Here is a 23862-nt window from a genome sequence, read left to right as displayed (position 1 = left end):
TACAAAAGTAAACGAATACTTTTGAAAAGCTACCCTTCTTATTGAATTAATGTATTTTTTACACCAAATGTTTTTAAATAATTTTCTTTTGAATGAATATCAATACAAAAAATAAGATTTGGAGAATTCTAAAAATAGATTCTAAAAACCGCCATACATCTTTCTTAATACCCACTCTGAAATTAGTAGAAGGAATAACAAACTCATTATCCAATAGTTAGAACCCAATTCTTTATATTTCTCTTCAGAATGAATTCTTTGAGGTGCTTTATTATTGAGTAGGGGCTGCGATAATTGGTCCAAAGTAACATTATCATAAAAACTTCCTCCCGTCTTTTCTGAAACACCCCGTAAAAGTGCAAAGTTTGCGGTTGGGTTTAATGCTTCAAGTTCCATAGCTCTTACCACAAAACTCCCTGATGAGTATTCTTTTTTACCGTCTAATATTGTTGAAGCTACATATTTATAAGACCCTTCTTCCAAATCAGTAATATGGTACTTAAAATACGGTGAAGAGTTTAAATAAGTATAGGACATTTTCTCGTCCTTTTCATCTGTTATTGTTAGATCAATAGTTTGTCCATAAATGGATTCATAAATATCGTTGTATACTTCTGTTTCAATGATCACATCCTCAATGTCAGAATATTCTGCAGTCGTTGTATTGACTCTGAAACGCCTCTTATCCGTTTTAGTAGAAAGGTATTGAATTACTTTACCAATCAGGTCATCCACCGCCATTTCATCAGACTGTAATAAGCCTTCCTGCAATCGCCATTTCCACAAACCTGTTCCTACAAAAACTGCAGATTTTACATCACCTACTTCCCCCATCAATAACAATGGTTTTGTAGACTTCACGCTTCCAATTTGCTGATTAACTAATACTTTACCCGCATTTATCTTATACTCACCATACGGTACTTCAATAGGTGACATTTTCTGAATCAGATCCTTCTTTTCTTTAGGAAAAGTGAAATAAGTGAAGTTATCGGTAAAAGATGGAGTGACTTTATCTTTTTGTCCTCTGTAGCCCTCAATCGTTAAGAGAGGGTTCATTTGGTTAAAGGTATTGATATTGGTATTATCACCGATGATATACCAAAACGGCATATCTTGTTTCTTTAGTTTTTCAAGTAATAAAGCAGCATTCCTTTTAATATTTGGGAACTGATGCAAGATGACTAAATCATATTTTGCTTTGTTGTCATATCCTTTTCCATCCTTCATTTTTAAGCCAGGTATATAAATATGCAACTCATAATTTTTATTCTTTTCGACTGCAGAGCGGATTGCTTTAATATCAGGGTGAGGAGCATTGGCTATCAATAATATCTTCTCTTTGCCTTCAATCACTTCAACATAAACCGATTTAGAGTTATTTTCTTTAGAAAATTCACCATCCAATGTTCTCACATTCACGGTAAATTTTTGATAACCTTTTTTCTTAGCATCAACAATAAACTCTACTTGTTCAAATCCTTTCTCATTATTAATTCTATATCTTTTTCTAGAAAGTATTTTTCCTCTGTTTGTCAATTCAACTTCTACTTCTTTCCCTACAAAACCCTCATTGACAATTTCTGCCAAAATTGGAAACTTATTCCCCATATACGCCACTCTATTGGTATAAACCTCCTTGACTTGAAGATCAATCTGAGGAATTGTATCCCCAATACCTACTGTATAAATTGGCACAACGGAAGGTAAATACAAGGGAGAAAAGCCCTGATTGAATATACCATCAGATACTAAAGTTATTGCCGCTAAATTTTCATGTTCATTGAGTTCCTCAAGTCGTTGAATAGACTTACTGATATTGGTTACCTTATGATCAAATGACAGATCATTGAGTGATTCACCATCCTCCAATTGGTTTCCATCAATAGTATAGAATTTTGTTTTGTACCCTTCTTCCTCAAGCTTCTCTGCTTCATTTTTGATAGATTGAATCGATTCATTGAGCTTTTCTTGAGTGATAGTGGCAGTCATTGATTCTGAATTATCAATGATAAAAGAGACAATCGGTTTCTCAAAGTACCTTTCAATACTTTTAAACATAGGGTCAAGCAACAAAAACATGATAATCATTAACGCTGAAAAACGTAATACTATCAATATTCTGTTGATGTTTACCGTCCATACTTGTTTTTTGGTATAAAGGAGATAGGTTGCTCCTGCACAAAGCAGAATACTAAAAAACATCCACCACCAAGAGTATTCTATATAAAGTCCATTCATGGATTACAGTCTATCATAATTCGGTATCAGAGCTCTCTGATTTCACTATTAGAAGTTAAAAGCTTAGAGGTAGGAAAGCAAATAAAGTCAGATTATTTTTTGTATTCTTTTATTCAAAAAGACAAAACTGATACTCAGAGTGGCCTATTTAATATTTTTCATAATCATGAAGATAAATCTCACAATATAGGTTACGATGAATGCCACAATCATTCCTTGAAGAAAATAAGAAGATTGAGGTTCTTCTTTGATGACAAACATTACAGCATAGAAAAATGGGATGTAGCCTATCACAAAAAAGGCAAAAAACTTAAGTTCTCTGATAAGTATCTTCATTAGTGTTGTGATTTAATAAGCAGTAGAGGAACAACTATTTCCTTTTTCTACTTTTCTTTTTGTTGTTAGGTTTAGATTTCTTTGTGGGAGCAGATTGTTTCTGTTTTTCTTCTTCTTTCTTCTGAAGAAATTGAAGTGTCAAAACGCAAATTCCTGCAAGGGCGAATAGCCAATAACTTGCAACGATACCATAATAAAAGGATTGGTGTACCCCTATAATGAAAAAGGCAGCACCAAGTGCTACCATTATTGTTTTTATCATATTTTTATCGATTATTAGTCGACATCAGCATAACCGTCGATATCACTGATTTCATATTCTTCAGGATTATTCTGATTCGCTTTTAATCCTCTACCATAAATAATTTCAGATTCTGTCGTCATCTTCACTTTTGCTTCTGTAAAGATATCTCCAGATTCCTTATTAAAATGAAGAGTATCTGTTTCTAATTTCTGTCCTTTCTTGTAATCATCTAATACTACATTTCCATATACTGTATATAATGTACTATCAGCGGTATAGATTGCACTGTCTGCCACTAAGTGAGATTCCTCAGTACCATCTTCTTTTGAGAAAGTAATGATATCAATTCCATCTGGGTAGCGTTCATTACCATTTTTATATCGCATTTGGACTTTAGCCTTCATACGGTTTTTAGGTATCGCATCCTCTGAATGAAGTGTTTCAATATTATAAGCTGTAAAATCAGGTACATCTGTACCCATAGCAATTTGCTTTGCTTCCTTTTTTGTACGAGTCTTCTTTGTGCTGCAAGAAAAAACCGCCACAGAAGCAAGAGCTAAAATTAATATCTTCTTAATCATTGTTTGTCTTTTTTTTGAGTCAATACTACTCGACGATACAAAAATATACAAATGATTGATCTTTAGGGATAGATTAACAGTATTTTAGTTTTTCAATCAATTTCTTCGATCAATTGTGTATAAATTCACCCTATTTTTTAGTGAAGTGATAAAAATAAATTGCTGTATATCGGAATCATAAAACATCCTTACTGCTCTATCATTACTAAATGCTTTTTCTACAAAGCGTTTCCCATTTAGATAATAGAGATAGGTTTTTCCAGATTGAGGGAAAGTAATTGAAATAAGCTCGGCGTCAATACCAAAATCAAAATACTGACCTATCGCTTTTCCTCTTTCATCAAAACGTTGGTGAAAAACCACTTTACCAGAACTATCTCTCAATTTAATAGTTCCTGAAATTTGCTCCATCACCATAAATGTTCTTCCTCTAGCCTCATCTTTCAATAAGTCAAAAGAACGGCCGTGTGCTCTGTCCCCTAGCTTATCACGCCTTAACACATCACCCTTACCATTTACTTCAATGATATCGCCAATGCTTGTGATAAATGTAATTTTTGATTGTCCTAAACTTGCATCTTCAGTAACAAACAATTGAGGCGAAACTGATTCTTTAAACAGCATAGGAAAACCTCTGGCATACTCTCCTTTTTCAGTAAAAATTATCAGCTTTCCTTTTTGGGAGAGTGTCACCACATAATTTTTACCATTGGCTTGAAAGACTTGTGGTGTTAACGCCAAACGCTCCAATGTCTTCTGAGGTGTCCAATTTCCTTGATAATTACCTTTTGGATCAACTCCATAAATGTTACCTAATGTATCTACAGATAAAATTAGACCTTCAATATCTTGAATCAGTTCAGTACTTCCTCTCAGGTGCCATGGTAACCATTTCGTAAATTCTATTTGAGAATAAATTGGTAAATTAACTGGATATCCTTCTAAGTATTTCCCAGATCTGTCTATCTGTAGAATTTGATTATTTTGAGTTAAAAATAAAGAAGGTAAATCCGAGTTAATGGACCACACTAATTCAGGCGTCGCTTTAATAACAGAGTCAAATTCATGATAGAAAATCGTATCTCCTTTGAAATTATATCCCTCAACAATATTTTCTTGATCAATAAGTAAAAATCCTTCTTCGTCACCTAAAATATTATTGACCACGATGGGAGGTTTACTTAAAGACACCCCCATTTCTTTTGAAAGAATTTTCTTTGTTGCTTTAGGTTGATCATCTCCTATCGGACCACTAAATAAACCACTTATCTCGATTTTTTGATCTCTTAATGACCATACTTGAAAATTCATTCTTAACAGCAACTGTCGATAACGGTCAATGAAAGTTGAATAGCTCTTTGATAGTGCATGTATAATTCCAACCCAAGAGCTTTCGGTATTTAAGACATAAGATAATTTCGCCTCATTATTTTGAAGCTTATGAATCAACGCATTATAACGCTTTTGGGTCGTCCATCTTCTTTTTAATAACCAATCTGTAAGCCACTTTGATAATGTAGGTAGATCACCTCCCATAATCATATAATTATTGACTCTCAATACATAAGAATTAGAGTGACTATCAAAATAGTTTGAACCTGCTAATGCTCCTGATAAATTTCCTTTAGGAAAACCATAAATCGTAAATCCTTTTAAACCAATAAGCTTTACTTTTTTATCACTTTCCTCTTCATAGTCTTTTCTAAGGTTATCTAAAACAACATCAAATTCAACGGGATCTTTTAATTCAAAACCTAGAATATGTTGCCATCGACTCCCGTCAACACTTAAGATTGTAGCTTTAAAAACATCCGATTTAATTTGTTTCGCTAAATCAGAGACTTCAAAACCTTCTTTCTCAAATTGCTTTAAAAGTGTCTTCGATTGAGAAATATTTCGTTCTTTATCGTGACGAAAAGCTAATTCCACAAAGTTGGTAAAATCTCCTACATGACACTGTTCATAAAACGAAACATCATCAACCATAAATTGATAAGCCGCTGTTTTACCGTCGGTTAATGAAGGTCCTACTTCATGATAATAACTTGATGTATGCGTTCGATTAGCACTTAAAATAGACAGTTCATTATCTTTTTCCTGAATAGTTTCCACTAACATGCCATTAGAAAAATCAGCAATAGATTTAAATGGATTTTTAGTCCCTAAATCCGTCATTCTTGCAAACCAATGTTCAACGGATGAAGGTCTGATCCACATTCTTAATCCATCAGGAAGTTTTACCTCATGACTTTGAGTGGATAATTCTTGATTGAGTAAGCCAAAATAGTATGTTTCATTAAACCTTTCTCCATTATTCCTGATTGCTTCCTCAATCCATACAGCATCTGTTGAGGCTACAAGAAAATTACGGATTTTGGCAACAGATAATAATTCGTCATCCAATTTGTATTCATGTACATCCTCACCTCTATACTTTCGAACATAAGTCTCGTTTTGTAAAGATGTCAATTGAGTAAAAGGATCTAAATAGATTCTTTCATCCATTGGGATGTATACAGACAGAGAGAAAGATTGACTCCCGGTTGCATTTATAGAAAGGTAAACTTGTTTTTTGACCCCTAGAAAAGGGTTTTGAATTGCTGAATCTAAGAGAGTCAGTAGTTTGTTGGTGGTTTTAAAGGCTTTTTGTCCACCTTCAATATCCTTTAAGGCATTAATAAAGGCTGAAGAATCTAAATAAGACCGTAAATCTTCAGGTTGTTGCATTTCTACAAGTGCGACACTCTCACTTGCTACGACATGCCAAATATCGGTTTCGTATGATTTTTTTCTTGTAAGATCAATAAAATAAAATCCTACTAATAGAAATGTTAACGCTAGTAGTTGAGTTAAAACTAGCTTGAAATTGTCTGATAATCTAAAGTCTTTCACTCAATAATAGGATTATCAATGCTAAAAAATAGGGTTAGATAGAAGGGTTACCCTTTACTTTTGATGTTCATTTGATCTAACAACTCCTCTAAAATTCTATTGTAAAGAGAATCAGAAGCTGTTCGTTTTGTCACTGCTTTACTTGCATGTACTACAGTACTATGATCACGCCCTCCAAACTGATTACCAATCGTTTTCAAAGGTTCTTTCGTATATTCCTTTGAAAAATACATCGCAATTTGTCTGGCTTGAGCGATATCTTTCTTTCTTGTTTTTGATTTTAGTTCTTCCACTGAAATACCAAAATATTCAGATACGATTTGCTGAATAAAATCAATCGTAATTTCCTTTTCTGTATTTCTCACAATATTCAACAAGGCATTTTTGGCCATGTCTAAATCAATTTCTTTTTGCATTAAAGAAGCATTCGCTAATAGAGAGACTAACGTACCTTCCAATTCTCTAATGTTTGAATCGATATTGTAAGATAAATATTCAACTACGTCATCAGGTACATTCACCCCTTCTGCCATCAGTTTTTGCTTTACGATAGCAATTCTTGTTTCGAAATCAGGCTTTTGTATGTCTGCAGTTAATCCCCACTTAAAACGAGATAATAGACGGTCTGTCAACCCTTCCAAACTTCTTGGCGGACGGTCAGTAGTCATAATAATCTGCTTACCGTTTTGGTGAAGACGGTTGAATATATGGAAGAAATTTTCCTGTGTTTTTTCTTTTTTCGCTAAGAACTGAATATCATCCACAATCAACACATCTACTTGTAAATAGTAGTTGGTAAACTGCTGAACATTATTATTTCTTAGTGCTTCGATAAACTGTGTGGTAAATTGTTCTGAAGTTACATAAAGCACGAATTTACTAGGATCGTTTCTCTTTACTTCATTACCAACAGCTTGAGCAAGATGGGTTTTACCCAACCCAACACCACCATAAACTACTAGTGGGTTGAATGCTGTTTCGCCAGGTCTACGTGCAATTGCAATACTTGCAGATCTAGCTAAACGGTTACAATCTCCTTCTATAAATGTCTCAAAAGTATAAGTTGGATTCAAATAAGAATCTCTATACGAACTCTCTTGAGCATTTGGTACTCTAAAATGATCAACAAATCCAGAAGGGTTTTCTGCTCCCATATTATTCATATATGGGCGAGCTTGTTCCTCAGGATTGCTTTTTGGAGTGGATGAAGATCTGTATTGAGGCAATTGCTGTGATTGACTCTTTCTGTATTGTGGAGGATTTTGGTAGCGATTACTTTGCGTACCACCTAAATTCTCACTTTGACTTTCACTAGGAAAGGCTGTATTCTGATTTGATGTTTCTCTCCAACTTTGAGAAGGCATTGATGGCTCCGAATCATTCCCTCTCATAGAGTTCTGTTGTTGTGTATCTATTGGAGAATTTGCTCCGAAAGCATCATTCCCAAACGGATTTTGATTCTCAGGGTTTTCTCTTCCACCTCTACCTTCATTATTTCTACCATAAGGAGCGTCTTGCTGTTCCGAAGGTGGATTGGTATATGGAGGTATAGAATTATTATTTCCTTGCTGTGAGGGAGGAGTACTTGGTGACTCTTGATTCACAGGTGAATTAGGGTACTGAGGCGTTGATGAAGGAGTAGAAGGTTGTTGAGGAGGGTATCCTCCTGTATTGTTATACTGTTGCTGTCCTTGAGAAGGAGTAGAAGACGGCGGATTTTGTTGACCATACGATGGGTTGTAATTATTACCATATGGGTCATATCCTCCTCCGTTGTTTGGGGCAGGTTGTTGTCTTCTTTGAACAGTGAAAGGTGCATTTTTAGGTCTTCTTGAGACCATAATTGAATACTCTAATTTACCATTGGGTCCTAATACAGCATCAATCGCTTTCTTCAATACATGCACATAGTATTCTTCTAACCACTCATAGAAAAAAGGGCTTGGAACAGCGATCGTAAGAACATTATTTTCCAGTTTAACGGGTTTAATAGGCATAAACCACGTGTGAAAACTCTGCGTAGAGATTTCATTTTTGATGATGTTTAAGCATTCACGCCAAACTGTTACACAATCATTAATCATTCAAACTTTCCCCTTTTATCTGATTGAGATATTAATAGGTCTTATAAAGATACTGAAATATTTGCGCTAAAATAAATCAAATGTTACTTATTAAAATAGTACAGTAACATTAATTAGAAAAAAATGCTTGAGAAGCTCACTTTAATAACGCAAAATCAATTGATACCCTAGAGAAGAGTCCTGCTTACTCTTTCTTTAAGGTACTTTTTATTTAAAATGTACTAATCGTTTTTATCAAAGAGTTTTTGAGTAGCAAAAAAACTGAAATGATTGAAAAATAATTCATTTCACTGCTTTTACCTCAAGAACTTTGACAAAAAAAGGTCCAAACCTAATGCTATTAGGTTTGAACCTCTAAATCTGCAATAAACCTACTTACTATTCAGCAGTTGGGATTACTGAGATGAAAGATCTTCCTAGTCTCTTCTTTTTGAACTCTACAGTTCCGTCAACTAGTGCAAATAAAGTGTGATCTTTTCCCATTCCTACGTTTTGACCTGGGTGGTGTGTAGTTCCACGTTGTCTAACAAGGATATTACCAGCTTTAGCTGCTGATCCACCGAAAATTTTCACACCAAGTCGTTTACTTTCCGACTCTCTACCGTTTCTTGAGCTACCCGCTCCTTTTTTGTGTGCCATGTTTTTTTATCGTTATGGATTCGATTTCTAAAATCAATTAGTTAGAGATACCTTCGATAAGAACCTTTGTGAAGTGTTGTCTATGACCGTTCTTCACTCTGTATCCTTTTCTTCTCTTCTTTTTGAAGACGATAACTTTTTCGCCTTTCACGTGACCAAGTACTTTACCTGTCACTTTAGCACCTTCTACAGTTGGTGCACCTACTGATACGTTGTCAGCGTTATCAACAAGAAGAACTTTATCAAACTCAACAGCTGCACCCTCTTCAGAGTCTAACTTATGAGTATAGATATATTTATTTTCTTCTACTTTGAATTGCTGTCCTGCTATTTCTACAATTGCGTACATTGTCTCTTCGATATTGTTTTTTCCTCGAAATGCCTGCAAATGTAACTCTATTTTTTATAACAGACAAGCTTTTACCTACTAAAACATTGAATAAGAATCCTTAAAGAGTTTAAACAAGCTTCTTGCAGCTATTTTTTTCTTATTTTTGTCTTCTATAAACATTCCTTAAGTTTTTTTTTAAGAAATAAATGAATGATTTGTTCTTTAATTTAAGTCAGAATCAACATTCATCATGAAGGTTGGTAAATGTCATGAAAAAACATCGGTTTTAACATTAATAATTTCGTATAATTGTATAAAACCTAGTTTTCGAAGGATACATTTTAGTATGCTTGCATACATTATCACTAGCACTAATTTACATAATTGAGCTGTAAAACGTCATTATTTTATATAACATGAAAGATAAGAATAAAGGGAGTAACGAGATGGGAACAAAAATTACAGATGTTTTTAATGAAGCAAAAGATATAAATCCTAATAAAAAGAAGTTTCAACTTATAAGAAGAGATAACTTTGGTAATATTCTTTTCTTAAAAAGGATGATCATAGGTACATTGGCAGCTTTTACTTACCCACGCCTCAAACTGCATAATAATTTGCAGGTAAAGGGTATGGAAAAGTTGAACGATCTCCCAAAAAACAATGTATTGTTTGTATCGAATCATCAAACTTATTACACTGACGTAATTTCTTTCTATCACATTTTTGCCAGTGCAAAATGGGGTTTTAAAAAAGGAGTTGCAGCCTTGCCTATTTATATGTTAAATCCGCGAGTAAACACTTATTATGTAGCAGCGGAAGAAACAATGAAACAAAGTGGTATCATACCAAAGATTTTCTCATTGGCTGGCGCTGTGACTGTAAAGAGATCTTGGAGAGCACAAGGAAAGGATGTAAAAAGAGGTGCAGACATTAATGCTCCATTGAAAATCAAGAAAGCATTAGATCAAGGTTGGTTAGTTACTTTTCCACAAGGCACAACTAGCCCGTACGCTCCGGTAAGAAAAGGAACAGGTAACATCATTAAAAGCTACAATCCTGTTGTAGTTCCTATTGTTATTGACGGTTTTAGAAGAGCTTTTGACAAAAAAGGACTTTTCTTCAAAAAAAGAGGTACTAAACTGAAAGTAGAAATTAAAGATCCTATTCAGTTCTCAAATGATGCTTCAGTAGATGAAATTGTAAAAACAATTACAAATGCTATTGGACAGAATCCAGATGACAAGCCAGTCTTTAAAAACGAAGAAAAAGAAGCATAACTCTCACTTTCAATAGGTTAGAAAAAGAAATTAGGGCGATACTCTTGAAAAAGAGTATCGCCCTAATTTCTTACGTAAGCTTCTAATCTCGGTTATAAATGTGTATTTTAGGTTATTATATATAATATAGTGTACAATTTCATTAGGTTTTACTTACAATAATTTAACAGAATTATTGACAGTCTTACCCCAAAAGTATTATTTCAAAATGAACAATATCACATAAATATAATTATATTTGATTTTAAAAGTTTTCATTAAAATAATAGTTATGGATTGTCCGTTAAATAGGTAACTCTCCTAATTATTGGAAAAAAATGATGATCTTATACGCTAAAAGTTATATTACATTACTATCAATACTATTACTACTTGCTGTCACTTTACCTTTAAATGCTGATAGTCTCGCTCCATTCTGGGATGGGGTGTTATTAACACACAAAACGGATAAAGAAATCACTGCTTTCATTGACAAAACCGAAAGCATTGACGATTTAGTAATTATTGCAAATATTGATGGAAAGAAAGTTACGCACAAGGTAAAGAAATATGGCCGTCTCGTGAGAATAGCTATATCGCCCAAAAACGAACCCGAAGGCTTTATCTTAGTCAAAAAATTAGGTTTTGTCGTGTCATCGGTTAGGCTTTCAGAAGCAATGCCTTCGAAAGAGTATTACCTCAATGCCAGAATGTCTGTTATGAAAAATACTGACAAAAGGCTTGGTTATGAGTTTACTCCTAGAAGATATGCTACTATTGACGATTCTGATGATGATGGAAATGAACAGCCTCGTGATATTTTACCAGCTGAAAAGTTAAATACAGGTTTTACTTTGGTAGAAGAACGTGACCCTGACAAAATAAATGCCGTCATTGACACATCACAGAAGTATGTTTATGCTTCCAGTACAATTATCCTTGATGAGGACATCCAATATTCAGGACAAGATCAAGTAACAGAAAAAAAGGTTAAAAAAGAAGAAATATTCTTTACCAACTATATGTTATTTGAAAAATACATCCATGAATCAAGATACCCTACCTATGCTCCCAAAACAGCTAAGGTAAGTACTGAAGTGAAAAATGATGCTAGAAAATTCGATGATGAATATGAAATCATTACTGATTATCACTCTTGGCTTTACTTAAGCCACAAAACCACAGACGAAAGGTTTGCTTTCGACGGAGAAGCTATATTTGAAGTCGATGATAAATACTTCAATATACAATATGAAAATAAAGAAAAAATCAAAAACTTTCTTCTTCAACATCACCTTTTCATTAAGCCCTACAATAAGAAACTACTTGGAATTTTCTATGAAAAAAATGAGCTTTCCGCCATAAAATCGGACAAAGAGTATCGACTCAAAATGTTAGATGACAATACGTTAGTGATAACGACCGGTTCCCAAAACTATTCAATTCGCAACGAGAAAGAGCTTTTAGAGATAAAAAATAAGAAAAAAGTTATACTTAAAATCAACAAAGCTATATTTCATCAAGAAGAACATTTTTACTACCGAGAATAATCCCTTATTTTTGCAACTATTACTTTAATAAATATAAATGTATTTCTTTAATCTAAAATTATGAGAATTTCGCCCTTGCTAAACTCTTTTCGATTATTATTACTCACGACAGGAATATTTTTACTCAGTGCTTTCGCTAATAATAATACTTGGAATGGAGTTTTGCTCATTTCAGAAAAAGATGGTGAATATCATGCGTTTGTTGACAATATCAACGATGCCAACCATCTTTCACTACTTACAATGATCAATGATGTTGAAAAAGAATATCCAATAACTAGAAAGAATAAGGTAGTCACATTTAAAAGTAACCCTTCTGACTATGGATATGTTGCCGTAAGAAAAAACAAACAAGTAGTTTCTTCGGTAAGACTAAGACACATTCAATTCATTGATTATCGCTATTTTAATAATAGAGTTGAAAATGTTACAGCTAAAATGGGAAGCCTAGAAAAAGGATCCCCTACAGAGTACCCCGCTGTAGAGAAAAAAGTTGATTCTATTGCTTATAGTCCTCAAGACATCGTTGTTATTGGTGATGAAAAACAAGAGTTTGAGGTAATTGACGTTGAAGGCAAGAAAAAAATTGCTGAAAAAGAGGAAGAAAAAGAAGAGGTTGTTGTTGTCGTTGAGGAAGTTCCTTCTGATCTTTCTGAAATGGAACAATTCCTTTTAGGCAACCACTACATCCATAAAGTGGAAGATCATGAAGAAATTCGCCTAAAAGCAGACCTTCCTAGTTCTATTGCAAAAGAAGCTAAATCAATCGAAGAAGGTTACACGATTGAAAACAACTATTATTCATGGCTACACTTGAAAGATAAAAAATCTGGAAAAGATATCGCTTTCGATGGTGAGTACATGATTGATATCGACAAAGAATATTTCCAAATGTTGAATAGTGATAAACTTAAATTGAAGACTTACCACGTTCATCATGACATCCTTTTAAAACCCCACAATAAAAAATGGATGGGAATTTATTACCAAAACATACTTTTAACAGAGTTCAAAACGAAAACTGGCTACAAAGTAGAAGAGGTCGATGAAAATGATTCCTTAGTAATAATGGAGCATCACAAATACAATGTAAATTCAGAAAACAAGTACATTACTATTACAAAAGACAAAAAGGTGGTGAAAAAATTCCACATAGATACATTTAAAGAATCTCCTGCTTTTATCCACAAGTAATTACTTCTCATACTATTGTTATGTGACTAATTTATTGCAATAAAGACACAAACAAATACCGATAATGGTAACTATTAATATACAAACAGACCTAGCTTTTGAGCTAGGTCTGTTTTTTTATTTTTAACTCTTTTTTATTGTTGATTATTGGTTTTCAATTTTTTTCACTACCTTTAAACCGACCGGTTGGTTTGTAAAGAAAAATAATCAAATGGAGAAAGATAGTAAAGCACAAATAATAGAAGTTGCATTAGAACTTTTTGGAGAACACAGTATGAATGATGTTTCCTTAAACCAAGTCATCAAAGCCTCAGGGTTATCAAAAGGAGCGGTATATCATTATTTCCCAAGTAAAAAAGAATTGATAAAAGAATGCGTCATCTCATTCTGGGAGAAGATGACTACTGAAGTAATTAATGCTCCTATTGAAAATATGCCACTGAAAGATGTTTTAGCTTTTCTTCAATTAAAATCCGCTGAGATCATTGAAGAGGGAAAACAGAAGAATGACAACATCTTTGAACTTTATATTGCCATGCTTTTTTATGTGAGAAAAGAACCTGAATTGATACCCATTCCTAAAAAGTATTTCAATGCTTTTAAAGATAAACTGATAGGATGCATCAAAAATGACCAAGAAAGAGGTGTACTCAAAAAAGACATTCCGGCAGAAACGTCAGCCCTTTTAATATTAACAGCTGCCGAGGGACATGGCCTTTATACTATTTCTTGTGTATTGAACAACCCAAAACAAGAACTTGAAGACCTTTTAAATCAAATATATAATTCAATTGCAATCTAAAAATGAAAAAGATTAACACATTATTATTTCTCCTGGGGAGTATCCTTCTCTCCACTTCACTTATGGCACAAGAATCTGCTTCAGATATTATTGCCAAAATGCAAGAACAACAAAGAGGAAAAAGTAGCTATATCAACATGACTATGAAAGTCATTCGACCAGACTGGACCAGAACAATGCAGATGAAATCCTGGTCAAAAGGAACGGATGATTTCTTTCTAGTTTTATTAACTGCACCTGCCAAGGACAAAGGTTCTGCCTCTTTGAAAAGGTATAAAGAGATGTGGTCTTGGACGCCAAGCATTGAAAGAACCATTAAGATTTCACCTTCTATGATGTCTCAATCTTGGATGGGCTCTGACTTTACCAATGATGATTTAATGAAAGGGGCTTCCGTGGTGAAAGATTACAGTCATCAATTATTGGGTAAAGAAGAAGTCAACGGGTATGAATGCTACAAAATAGAAATGATACCCCATGAAGACGCTGCCGTTGTTTGGGGAAAAGTGATCGTTTGGGTGACAACTGATAGAGTTTACAATCAAATCAAAGTGGAAAACTATGATGAAGATATGTATTTGGTCAATACCTTGAACTGTTATGACGTGAAAGATCTTGGAGGACGAAAACTACCCTCAAGAATGGAAATGGTTCCAGCGGATGAAGAAGGGAAGAAAACGGTGATGATTTACAATGAAGCAAAATTCAATCAGAAAATTGCTGACAGTTTCTTTACGCAACAGAACATGAAAAGAGTTCGATAACCCCCTTAAATCATGATTACAAAAATAGCTTGGCGAAATTTATGGAGAAATAAACGGAGAACTATCACAAGTATTTCTTCTATATTCTTCGCCGTTATCTTAGCCATATTAATGCGTTCTCTCCAAGAAGGATCATATGGACAGATGATTGATACTGCTGCTCGATTCTATATGGGATATGCACAAGTACATCAAAAAGGTTTTTGGGAAGACAAATCGATCAATAACTTGATGACCGATTCACAAGAAACCAGAAATAAAATTCTCTCCGATAAAAATATTAAAGGAGCATTTGGCAGGTTAGAAACTTACGCTATGGCTGCTACTGATACTCTGACTAAAGGTGTCATGATAGTGGGCACTGAACCCGAAGGGGAAGATCAATTAAGTCACCTTTCTCAAAAGGTTACAAAAGGACAATACCTCACTTCTGATAGTAAAGATATTATTATCGGTGAAGGGTTAGCCAATTATTTAGGAATAACAGTCAATGATACATTGGCATTGTTGGGACAAGGTTATCATGGTGCTAGTGCCGCAGAACTTTATCGAATTCAAGGAGTCTTAAAGCACCCTAACCCTCAAATGAACAATCAGGTGATCTACATGGCATTGCCCACTGTACAATATTTTGTTACAGCTCCCAATATGATCAATGCCTACATATTAGATGTACATGATAACAGAAAGGTGGATCAAACTGTCTCTGAACTCAAAGGAAAATTGGATCTTGATAATTATGAAGTGATGAGTTGGTCAGAATTATCTCCTGAAATGGTCACACTGATTAATACAGACCGTGAGGGTGGTAAAATCATGATTTATATCCTTTACGTTGTGATTGCTTTTGGCATTTTCAGTACCATTTTGATGATGACTATTGAACGAGAAAGAGAGTTCGGAATCTTGACAGCGGTGGGAATGGTGAGAAGAAAGATATACAGCATGCTTTTACAAGAAGCATTGTTTATTGGTTTGATTGGCGTTGTCACCTCCATCTTAGTTGGTTTCCCGGTCCTACTCTATATGGAAAATCACCCTATTCTAATTGAAGGAGCAAAAGGAGAAGCAATGGCAAAAATGGGTATGGAGCCTATTCTTAGATTCACGGCAAGTATCGATATCATTTGGCCACAAGCACTGCTGATGGCTTTGATTATGATTGTTTGTACTATTTACCCGATCATACATGTTGCTCGTATCAAAACTGTTGAAGCTATTCACTCTTAAATCCTTTACACAATGATGATCACAAAAATATCTTGGAGGAATGTTTGGAGAAACAAAGTGAGAAGTGGTATTCTCATGGCCTCAATTGCCATTGGATTATTGGGAGGAATATTCACTATGGCTTTACTCAATGGAATGATGGAGTCCAAAGTTCAGGAATCACTCATTACAGAAATGGCACACGTACAGATCCATAAAAAAGGGTTTGAAATCAATAATAATTTTAGAGACTCTATTCCCAATTATGAAAAAGTTGTCAAAACCGTTGAAACGGATTCATTAACGAAAGGTTGTTCACCGAGAATAGTAATTAATGGAATGGCTTCTTCTGCAAATGACAGTCAAGGAATAAAAATACTTGGAATTGATGCTCAAAAAGAAAGAGGGGTAACTGAAATAGAATCGTTTTTAATTGAAGGTGATTTCTTTAATGGAAAACGAAAAAATCAAATTGTAATTGGTTCCAGTCTTGCTAAAAAATTAAAGGTGAAAATTAGATCAAAGGTGGTCATTGCCTATATGGGCCCCAATAATGAAATGATTAATACAGCCTATAGAGTGGCAGGTATTTTTGCTACAAGCTCACCTGATTTTGATAAATCTGTCGCATTTACACAATCCAAAGACATTTGGAGAAATACAGGACAAATATTTATTCATGAGATAGCCATTACCTCTATTGAAGGTGGTTCTAAACCGGAAGGGTTAAGGGATCACTTAAAAGAAAGTATTACGAATGGCTCTTTGAATATTCAAACGTGGAGAGAAATTGTACCGGAATTGAGTGCTTTGGCTGAAACTGGTAACACCAATAGTTATATCATTTTAGGGATTATTCTATTTGCTCTTGGTTTTGGGATTTTAAACTCTATGACCATGGCAATTTGGGAAAGATCTAGAGAATTGGGTGTATTAATGGCTGTAGGGCTTGAACGCTCTAAAGTGTTTCTGATGATTGTTTTGGAAACAATTTACATTTCCATGATTGGGGGTATAGTAGGAGCAATTCTCTCTATTGTATTAATTACCTATTATGGTGAACACGGAATTCAATATGCTGAAATGAGCTTAGCAGGCTTCAATAATGTGGTCTATCCCATCATGCCTGAATCCTTTATTCCATTATTCTTAATGATACTTCTTACCGCTATTATTTCTGCACTTCCACCTGCTTTAAGAGCAATTAGATTAAAGCCGGCTGAAGCAGTTCGATACAAAGGGTAAGTACTATTTTTCAAACTAAAAATGAATACTAAGATGATTGAAATAAAAAACTTAGTCAAAACATATAATGCTGATACAATTCCGGTAAAGGCTTTGGATCATGTTGATTTAAAAATTGAAGAAGGAGAATTTACAGCCGTAGTTGGTCCTTCAGGTTGTGGTAAAACCACTTTTCTCAATATTCTAGGAGGTTTAGATACGCCCACTGATGGAACAATACTGATTGACGGCACCGATTTACACAACCGTTCTTCAGCAGATATGATTACCTACAGAAGGGATCATATTGGTTTTGTTTTTCAAGATTACTCTCTTATGCCCGTCTTGACAGCAGAAGAAAATGTGGAGTTTATCATGGAACTACAAGGTAGACCAAAAGCAGAAAGAGCTGCTCGCTCTAAAGAACTTTTAGCTGCCGTAGGAATAGGTGATAAAGGAAAGCAGTTTCCAACCAAACTTTCGGGTGGTCAACAGCAAAGAGTAGCCGTAGCAAGAGCTTTAGCGTCAAAACCAAAACTAATTCTTGCCGATGAGCCTACCGCCAATTTAGATTCTAAATCTACTTCAGATTTACTCGACATCATGCGTCAATTAAATGAAAAGGAAAATATCACTTTTGTCATTGCCACACATGATCAACGTGTAATGGACCGAGCAAAACGTGTGATTCAATTTGATGACGGGAAAATAATTGATACTAAAATATAAGTGAGGGAACAGGTATGAGGGAAAAAGGAAGAGATCTTTCACATTAAATCTCCCTTCTTCCTTCGCTCCTCATCTTGCTTACTCCTATTTTTTCTTCTACTCCTTTTTAAAGTGCAATGAAAAAAAGCTTACTCACCTTCCTATTTTTAATTCCAATTATTGTATTCGCTCAAGAGGAAGAGCAAAAAAGCAGCAAGTTCAAAGAAAACTTTGTGGCAAGCGGTTACCTCAAATTTATGCAAACGGTAAACCTTCCCAAAGACCTTGATGATGAATGGTATATTGACAATTTGTTTCACAACCGCTTAAATTTTAAATACTACGCTTCTGATAAAATCACTTTTGCATTGGAGGGAAGAAACAGACTTATTTATGGTGATAGCCCTAAAAATATTCCGGGTTATGCCAATGAGTTTGGAAATCAAAACCAATATGCATTCAACATGTCCTATGATTGGGCAACAGGAACCTCTTATGTTTTAAACTCTGAGATTGACAGGGCTTACTTTGATTATTCTTCAGGTGATTGGCAAGTTAGAATTGGTCGACAAAGAATTAACTGGGGTGTGGCTATGGTTTGGAATCCAATGGACCTTTTTAATACCTATTCGTTTTTTGATTTTGATTATGAAGAACGTCCCGGTGCTGATGCTGTATTGATTCGTAATTACTTAGGTCCTGTAAGCTCTATAGAAGTTGTCTTTTCGCCCTCCAATCAATTTGATTATTATAATTTTGCAGCCTTATATAAAACCAACTTATGGCAATATGATTTTCAAGTATTGGCCGGTTATGTCAGAGAGAATTATAATCTTGGATTAGGTTGGGAAGGACAAATTGGTGGAGCAGGTTTTAAAGGAGAAGGCACCTATTTCTATCCTGATTATAAAGGAGAAGACCCTTCTTTGGTGATGGATATTTCATTGGATTATACTTTCAAAAATTCGCTGTATCTACACATTGAAACTATTTTCAACAGTGCAGGAGCTACAAGCCCAATTGGACCCATAGACCCCAACTTTCAATTAACTCCCAAAACACTTTCATTAGGTCGATTTGCCTTGTTTAATGAATTACAATACCAACTTACTCCATTGACAAGACTAGGAATCAATAATATCATCAACACAAACGATGGCTCCTACTATATAGGAGGAAACGCTACCACATCATTGAGTGATAATTTTGAAATTCTTGTATTTGGTTTGTTCTTTTTTGGTGAAGAAAACTCACAATACGGACAAGGAGGATCTCAACTTAATTGGCGATTAAAATGGAGTTTCTAAACAGTTAAAAATATTTTAAGGACTCCAAGTCAGTGGTAATTACGTGATCATTGAAATGAATAAGATCATCAAAATCAATACCTTTTACGGTATCAATGTTAATATGTAAATCATATAAAGAATTATATAAGTCCTTTATTTGTAATTCATGGTCAGTACCAAAAACAACATTAAATAATTCACCCTTTCTTGAAACAACACCTTTAATAAAGAAGAATTTAAATTTTTTCATCGCTAAACTGATTATTTAAGATACCAATGGTCTAATTAATCAGCAATAATTGGTTTGCTGTAAAATTAGTCTAATAATAAAATGGACATGAATGATGTGTGTGCGGGTAATTCTTCAAAACACAAAGGTCATTAATATGCATTTACATACTAATGACCTTTGTTATAAGTTTTAGATGTCTCTTATTATACTTTAAAAATCAATGGTGCTTAAGTATCCTACTGTAAAAGTATCATCAGAAGCAGAAAGAGAATACTGATACACGCCATCTTCTCCTACTGCTATTAATAGATCATTTTGGATAATGACATCAAAAGCTTCTTTATCAAGTGACGTTACAAAAGTTACTCCTCCATTTTCTGAAGAATTAATATCAAAGATTTTAATTTCATCATCACAAACAATCAGGTAGTTGTCATATAAACCCAATCCTTTGGGTTGAGATAAACCTCTTGTATTCAGCAACACTGGATTGTCAGCATCTTTAATATCATAAACTTCTAGCTGATTAATATTGTTACCGCACCATGAGTTGGAATGTAAAGTAACAAATGCCAAAGTATCATTGGCAACTACAGGGTCACAAGCTGTAAAATGCTGTACAGAAGATCTGTTTCTAGGATTTTCTGGGTCTTCAACACTGAAAATAAACATGCCACTTCTTGATCCAATATATAAGAACTCTTTATAGCTGAAAAGCGTCTCGATTTCAAAACCAACCCATTTATTATTGATCAATACTGGTTTATCAGGGTTCTGAAGCGAAAAAACTTTCAATTGTTCATAGTCTACCGTATATAGATAATCGCCTTTGATAGCGAATGTAGCCAATGAACCTCCTTGCCCTACTCCTACGGTAGAATTCGCATCGCTGCTACCATCCATATTTTCTCCACACGATATCATGAGAAGGGATAATACAATAATTTGTACGATTATATTAATTCGTTTCATTTTCTTAATCTGTTACTTTTAACCAATTCACAATAATTTGATTCTCCTCTACACTTTTACTAAATCCTCCTGGAGATTGTTTTTGAGGAAATACATTTCTGACCCTTTTGGTCAACGTGTAGGAATTCAGACTTTCGATGTAATGAAAAGTAATTAAATCAGTTGCCTGATTGACATAAAAGTACTCTCCTTTGATGGCTATGTCTGTTGCTCCAACGGCTTTTAAAAACTTTACTTTTTGAGGAGAATTAGGATAGCGATTATCATAAATATGAAAGCCTTTATTCTTTTCATTGACAAAAAGAAACTTCCCATAAACATAGATTTTCCCAGGGTTTTCAAGTGGTTGAGGGTCGGATATTCCCACCTCTTGCTCAAAATCTGTTCGGGACATCACAACTGGTTCATAGTCATCTTCGGTCGGTTCATTGACAAACCGGATACATGATTTTAATGTAATGGCTAACACGACCATTAATAAATAACGATACATAATTTAGTTTGCTAAGAGCGTGATTAAAAAAGAGAATAGTTACTTGATATAGTTCAAGCATGCTTGAAACGTCTGAAAAAGAAGCTAATACAACTTAACTCTCCTCCTCTACGGTTCAATCAATAATATGACAACTCACAAGAAGTAATGGACAGTTAAGTTTTACATTGACGTATATTTGTAGTATAAAAATTGAAATTCTTATGTCAAAAACGTATACAAATTCATCCACCAAATTCAGTTTTGCACTGCGACTCATTGTCGTTTATTTATTGCAATTATTTATCAAAGCTTTTGATTATAGCTTTGGTGGAGTATTTCCACTGACATTTAGAGGAATGATTTTCACATTTACCTTTGTCACCTACTGGCTTACGATTTGGTATGCCTCTGAATATATTCAAAAGAAAATTAGTCATCTCAATACCATCTCAATTGTAACAATCAACGTTCTGATCGGTATTTACTGTGGCCTTTCCTCTACAGTAATTTATATGCTTGGAGATACTTACCTCTTTCAAAATGGGGATTTATGGGAAGAGATTCCATTTTACAATCCCGAGCTTTCCGTAGCACTTTGTATCATCTATTTATTAATTTTTACAGTTTATGCCTACGTTCAGAAGATCTTTCAATTAAAAGAAAAAGAGGTGAATGTAGAGCAACTAGAAAAGGAAATGTTCAAGTCTCAGTATATAGCACTAAAAGCACAAATTGAGCCTCACTTCTTATTTAATAGCCTTAGTGTGCTTTCTAGTATTGTACATACTGATCAGAATTTAGCCTCTGAATTTATTATCAAACTATCAAAAACATTACGCTATATTATAGAGCAAAATAAAAGAGTCTTGGTTTCTTTGGAAGAAGAGCTAAAAGTAGTGGAAGACTATTTCTTTCTGTTGAAAACACGTTTTGGGGAAGCAATTCAACTTCAAAATGATATAGATCCAAACGTTATTGAAACAATTATGATTCCTCCGGCAAGTATTCAAGTATTAGTGGAGAACGCTGTAAAGCACAATAAACTTTCTCAGAAAAAGCCACTCTGTATTACCATTGCCTTAAAAGAAAACCTTATCATTGTCACCAACAATTATGATAAAAAAGAAGCGGAAGAAATTTCTACCGGGATGGGACTTTCTAATATCAATAAAAGATATCAACTCATTGCTGGTAAAAATATAATCATCGAAAAAAATCAAGACACTTTCAAAGTAAGTTTACCTGCTTTATCTACTATTGATCATGAGAATTTTAATCATTGAAGACGAACTTCCTACTGCTAATTATTTAGCGAAACTCATTCAGAAGTACAACCCCGCATTTGAAATCGTTGATATTTTATCATCGGTGGAAGACAGTATTGAATGGTTTGCAGAGAATAATCCACCAGATTTAATCTTTCAAGATATAGCCCTGAGTGATGGAAATTGCTTTGATATTTATAAAAGTGTAAAAGTAAAATCTCCATTGATTTTTACCACCGCTTTTAGTGAATATGCTTTGGATTCATTCCAGCTCAACAGTATCGACTACATCGTCAAACCTTATGATTTTGATGATATCAAAAGAGTACTGGACAAGTTTGCACTTTATGGAGATCTCTTTATCACATCATCCGAATCATCCATGAAAGAAGTGAAGGATAGTAGTGAAAAAAGAATCAAAAAACGCTTTTTAGTTTCTATTGGTGAACAATTCAAAACGATTCAAGCCCACGAAATCGCATTTATTCGTTTTGATGAAGGACTAACTTTTCTACATCTATATGATGAGAAAAAGTACCCTACCGATAAAAGCATTTCACTACTAGAATCTCAACTAGATCCTAGTCAGTTTTTTAGAGTCAATAGAAAATACATTATCAATGTAGAGGCCATTTCTAAAATTAATACTTGGTTTAATTCTAGACTTCAAATAGAAACCGTACCTGCTCCTTTAGAGGACCTCATTGTGAGTAGGGACCGAGTAAAAGACTTTAAAGATTGGCTGGATCAATAAACTATTAATTGTAATACATTTCACCTTCAAAAACAGAGGGGTATTATATATTTTTATACATATTTAATTATTATCATACTTTCATATAATCATGAAAAAATCAATTTTATTTATCATTATCAATTTATTTGTAATGACATCCGCAACAGTATTCGCTCAAGACAAAACATTCAACTTCGGCGTAAAAGCCACTGCAGGTATGTCAGGCTTCTCACACAATCTTTCGGGATACTCTGATGATACTAGACAATCTTGGGAAGGTGGTATGATGTTGAGAGCCAATCTTCCTGTAGTTCCACTTTACCTTCAAACTGAACTAAATTACACCAATACAGGAGGTACTTTTGAGAGGGGTGAGCAATCACAAGATCTTGTGCTTAATCGTGTAGAACTTCCTGTTTTGCTTGGAGGTAAATTAGGAATCGGCGGTATCAATGCTAGAGCCTTTGGTGGTGTAGTTGCTCAACAAGTAGTGATTGACAACTTCAGTGATTTAGACCCGAACTTGGACCCTGAGAAATTCGGTTTAGGATGGCAAATCGGTGTGGGTGTTGACATCAAAAAATTTACGATTGATGCCAAATACCAACAAAGTGCTAACCTCGTTTCCAACAATGATGTGTCTTTAAAATCACAACAGTTTATGGTTAGTCTTGGGTATTTCATTTGGTAAAAAATCCACATATAGTCTAAATATATTAGCCACACTAAACGATTGTTTAATGTGGCTTTTTTATTCGTAGACCCATAATTGAAATTATGGGCTTTTGGGAAGACATCTCATTTTTCAGTTTCTGATTATAACCCATTGGCGCGA

At 34.3% G+C, this 23862-nt stretch carries 22 protein-coding genes and 2 pseudogenes; 12 read left to right on the top strand and 12 right to left on the bottom strand.

The genetic code is table 11. From position 1 onward, the window contains the following. Nucleotides 1–141: 141 nt before the first annotated feature. The 9 genes and pseudogenes from PL77_RS02750 to rplU form a co-directional block, all read right to left on the bottom strand. On the bottom strand, nt 142–2241 hold the full coding sequence (locus tag PL77_RS02750) for a vWA domain-containing protein (protein ID WP_044201400.1): 2100 nt from the start codon (nt 2239–2241) through the stop codon (nt 142–144). Between the two features lie 144 nt (nt 2242–2385). After that, nucleotides 2386–2577 carry a hypothetical protein gene (locus PL77_RS02745; protein WP_044201398.1) on the bottom strand — a complete coding sequence of 64 codons (192 nt, stop codon included), beginning with the start codon at nt 2575–2577 and terminating at the stop codon, nt 2386–2388. A 34-nt stretch (nt 2578–2611) separates the two neighbouring features. Beyond that, nucleotides 2612–2839 (bottom strand): hypothetical protein, encoded by a 228-nt coding sequence (locus PL77_RS02740; RefSeq protein ID WP_044201396.1) that lies wholly within the window; start codon nt 2837–2839, stop codon nt 2612–2614. Between the two features lie 14 nt (nt 2840–2853). Continuing rightward, entirely contained in the window at nt 2854–3402 is a 549-nt protein-coding gene (gene lptC, locus PL77_RS02735; protein WP_044201394.1) for an LPS export ABC transporter periplasmic protein LptC, read from the bottom strand. A 96-nt stretch (nt 3403–3498) separates the two neighbouring features. Continuing rightward, nucleotides 3499–6294, bottom strand: a complete 2796-nt coding sequence (locus PL77_RS02730) for a hypothetical protein (RefSeq protein WP_044201392.1) — start codon at nt 6292–6294, stop codon at nt 3499–3501. A 47-nt stretch (nt 6295–6341) separates the two neighbouring features. Next, a pseudogene (dnaA, locus tag PL77_RS31445) lies at nt 6342–7472 on the bottom strand (chromosomal replication initiator protein DnaA); the annotation flags it as partial. A 717-nt stretch (nt 7473–8189) separates the two neighbouring features. Continuing rightward, nucleotides 8190–8378 (bottom strand): annotated as a pseudogene (locus tag PL77_RS31690) (DnaA N-terminal domain-containing protein); the annotation flags it as partial. A gap of 378 nt (nt 8379–8756) precedes the next feature. Then, the gene (gene rpmA / locus PL77_RS02720; RefSeq protein WP_044201390.1) at nt 8757–9017 is read right to left on the bottom strand and encodes a 50S ribosomal protein L27; all 261 of its coding nucleotides are present in this window, start codon (nt 9015–9017) and stop codon (nt 8757–8759) included. Nucleotides 9018–9054: 37 nt separating this feature from the next. Continuing rightward, nucleotides 9055–9366 carry a 50S ribosomal protein L21 gene (gene rplU / locus PL77_RS02715; protein ID WP_044201388.1) on the bottom strand — a complete coding sequence of 104 codons (312 nt, stop codon included), beginning with the start codon at nt 9364–9366 and terminating at the stop codon, nt 9055–9057. Between the two features lie 398 nt (nt 9367–9764). Here rplU and PL77_RS02710 point away from each other — a divergent pair, with 398 nt between their 5' ends. From PL77_RS02710 to PL77_RS02670, 9 genes are all read left to right on the top strand, one after another. Continuing rightward, nucleotides 9765–10628 carry a 1-acyl-sn-glycerol-3-phosphate acyltransferase gene (locus PL77_RS02710; RefSeq protein WP_253273955.1) on the top strand — a complete coding sequence of 288 codons (864 nt, stop codon included), beginning with the start codon at nt 9765–9767 and terminating at the stop codon, nt 10626–10628. 317 nt (nt 10629–10945) lie between these two features. After that, on the top strand, nt 10946–12157 hold the full coding sequence (locus PL77_RS02705) for a hypothetical protein (RefSeq protein ID WP_044201386.1): 1212 nt from the start codon (nt 10946–10948) through the stop codon (nt 12155–12157). 60 nt (nt 12158–12217) lie between these two features. Further along, entirely contained in the window at nt 12218–13351 is a 1134-nt protein-coding gene (locus PL77_RS02700) for a hypothetical protein (protein WP_044201384.1), read from the top strand. A 211-nt stretch (nt 13352–13562) separates the two neighbouring features. Beyond that, complete coding sequence (locus PL77_RS02695) at nt 13563–14153, top strand: TetR/AcrR family transcriptional regulator (protein ID WP_044201383.1); 591 nt, start codon at nt 13563–13565, stop codon at nt 14151–14153. 2 nt (nt 14154–14155) lie between these two features. Beyond that, entirely contained in the window at nt 14156–14917 is a 762-nt protein-coding gene (locus tag PL77_RS02690) for an outer membrane lipoprotein-sorting protein (protein WP_044201381.1), read from the top strand. Nucleotides 14918–14929: 12 nt separating this feature from the next. Continuing rightward, nucleotides 14930–16147, top strand: coding sequence for an ABC transporter permease (locus PL77_RS02685; protein ID WP_082026365.1), 1218 nt, complete (start codon nt 14930–14932; stop codon nt 16145–16147). A gap of 12 nt (nt 16148–16159) precedes the next feature. Continuing rightward, on the top strand, nt 16160–17371 hold the full coding sequence (locus PL77_RS02680) for an FtsX-like permease family protein (protein WP_044201377.1): 1212 nt from the start codon (nt 16160–16162) through the stop codon (nt 17369–17371). Between the two features lie 33 nt (nt 17372–17404). Then, complete coding sequence (locus tag PL77_RS02675) at nt 17405–18079, top strand: ABC transporter ATP-binding protein (protein ID WP_044201612.1); 675 nt, start codon at nt 17405–17407, stop codon at nt 18077–18079. A gap of 116 nt (nt 18080–18195) precedes the next feature. Beyond that, nucleotides 18196–19365: a hypothetical protein gene (locus tag PL77_RS02670; protein ID WP_052444119.1), complete on the top strand. Its 1170-nt coding sequence runs from the start codon at nt 18196–18198 to the stop codon at nt 19363–19365. Nucleotides 19366–19369: 4 nt separating this feature from the next. Here the strand turns inward: PL77_RS02670 and PL77_RS02665 are convergent, their stop codons facing one another. The 3 genes from PL77_RS02665 to PL77_RS02655 all read right to left on the bottom strand — a co-directional run bounded on the left by PL77_RS02665 (nt 19370) and on the right by PL77_RS02655 (nt 21044). Continuing rightward, a complete protein-coding gene (locus PL77_RS02665) occupies nt 19370–19597 on the bottom strand; it encodes a hypothetical protein (protein WP_044201375.1) in 228 nt (75 codons plus the stop codon). A 192-nt stretch (nt 19598–19789) separates the two neighbouring features. After that, on the bottom strand, nt 19790–20551 hold the full coding sequence (locus PL77_RS02660) for a hypothetical protein (protein ID WP_044201373.1): 762 nt from the start codon (nt 20549–20551) through the stop codon (nt 19790–19792). Between the two features lie 4 nt (nt 20552–20555). Next, the gene (locus PL77_RS02655; protein ID WP_044201371.1) at nt 20556–21044 is read right to left on the bottom strand and encodes a hypothetical protein; all 489 of its coding nucleotides are present in this window, start codon (nt 21042–21044) and stop codon (nt 20556–20558) included. Between the two features lie 203 nt (nt 21045–21247). Here PL77_RS02655 and PL77_RS30150 point away from each other — a divergent pair, with 203 nt between their 5' ends. From PL77_RS30150 to PL77_RS30145, 3 genes are all read left to right on the top strand, one after another. Beyond that, nucleotides 21248–22309, top strand: coding sequence for a sensor histidine kinase (locus PL77_RS30150; protein WP_052444118.1), 1062 nt, complete (start codon nt 21248–21250; stop codon nt 22307–22309). Then, complete coding sequence (locus PL77_RS02645) at nt 22290–23045, top strand: LytTR family DNA-binding domain-containing protein (RefSeq protein WP_044201367.1); 756 nt, start codon at nt 22290–22292, stop codon at nt 23043–23045. The genes PL77_RS30150 and PL77_RS02645 overlap by 20 nt, the downstream gene beginning before the upstream one ends. A gap of 91 nt (nt 23046–23136) precedes the next feature. Continuing rightward, nucleotides 23137–23718, top strand: coding sequence for an outer membrane beta-barrel protein (locus PL77_RS30145; protein WP_052444117.1), 582 nt, complete (start codon nt 23137–23139; stop codon nt 23716–23718). Nucleotides 23719–23862 lie beyond the last annotated feature (144 nt).

It is taken from the genome of Flammeovirga sp. OC4 (assembly GCF_000812565.1).
Taxonomy (GTDB): domain Bacteria; phylum Bacteroidota; class Bacteroidia; order Cytophagales; family Flammeovirgaceae; genus Flammeovirga.
Note: the sequence above shows the minus strand (reverse complement) of the source record. Positions and strands in the feature narration are given on the sequence as shown.